We start from the raw sequence: 968 nt of genomic DNA on the forward strand, positions 1-968 counted from the left end.
CTTGGCGTCAACGGCTTCATCGGCCACCACCTGACGCGCCGCATCCTGGAAACCACGCCGTGGGAGGTCTACGGCATGGACATGTCGTCCGACCGCCTCGGTGACCTGGTCAACCATCCGCGCATGCACTTCTTCGAGGGTGACATCACCATCAACAAGGAGTGGATCGAGTACAACATCCGCAAATGCGACGTGGTCCTGCCGCTGGTGGCCATCGCCACCCCGGCCACCTACGTGCGCCAGCCGCTGCGCGTGTTCGAGCTCGACTTCGAAGCCAACCTGCCGATCGTGCGCGCCGCGGTCAAGTACGGCAAGCACCTGGTGTTCCCGTCGACCTCCGAGGTCTACGGCATGTGCGCCGACGATGAGTTCGACCCCGAGTCCTCGCCGCTGATCTACGGCCCGATCAACAAGCCGCGCTGGATCTATGCCTGCTCCAAGCAGCTCATGGACCGCGTCATCCACGCCTACGGCATGGAACAGGGCCTGAACTACACGCTGTTCCGCCCGTTCAACTGGATCGGCGCCGGGCTCGACTCGATCTTCGAATCGAAGGAAGGCTCCTCGCGCGTGGTCACGCAGTTCCTGGGCCATATCGTGCGCGGCGAGCCGATCAAGCTGGTCGACGGCGGGGCGCAGAAGCGCGCGTTCGCCGATATCTCGGACGGCATCTCGGCGCTGATGCGCATCATCGAGAACCCCAACGGCGTGGCCACCGGCAAGATCTTCAACATCGGCAACCCGTCCAACATCCACTCGGTGCGCGAGCTGGCCGAGATGATGCTGAAGATGGCCGCCGACTACCCCGAGTACGCCGAAGAGGCGCGCAAGACGCAGATCGTCGAGACCTCGTCGGGCGACTTCTACGGCAAGGGCTACCAGGACGTGCAGCACCGCGTGCCGAAGATCGACAACACCATGCAGGAACTGGGCTGGAAGCCCGAGGTGACGATGGAGCAGGCGCTGCG

General features: G+C 64.0%; 1 protein-coding gene. It reads left to right on the top strand.

Annotated elements, in window-relative coordinates; genetic code table 11:
- Window positions 1-968: bifunctional UDP-4-keto-pentose/UDP-xylose synthase (locus tag AC3FNH_RS32550; protein WP_488723009.1), on the top strand; the 968-nt coding region annotated here is incomplete at both ends.

It is taken from the genome of Cupriavidus sp. 22TCCZM01-5 (assembly GCF_057798915.1).